Genomic DNA, 229 nt, shown 5'->3' with positions numbered 1-229 from the left:
CAAGCTTTACCAAATGCGGGAACTAACGGAACACTTACCATCTGTGCAGGAAGCACGGTAACATCAGCACAGTTATTTGCAGCCTTAGGCGGAAGTCCAGCGACAGGCGGAACTTGGTCACCAGCTTTAGGTGGAGCGAATACCTATACGTATACCGTAGCAGCAACGGCACCATGTACCACAGCAGCAACAGCTCAGGTAGTGGTAAGCGAACAAGCCTTACCAAATG

1 protein-coding gene is annotated in these 229 nt (G+C 50.7%); it reads left to right on the top strand.

Annotated elements, in window-relative coordinates:
* Window positions 1-229 (top strand): hypothetical protein (locus ACXAG7_RS20225; protein ID WP_476667968.1); only part of this gene is annotated, 229 nt, incomplete at both ends.

It is taken from the genome of Tenacibaculum sp. AWR4_210 (genome assembly GCF_056160945.1).
The sequence above is the reverse complement of the archived record's forward strand: the minus strand, read 5'-3'. Positions and strand labels throughout refer to the sequence as shown.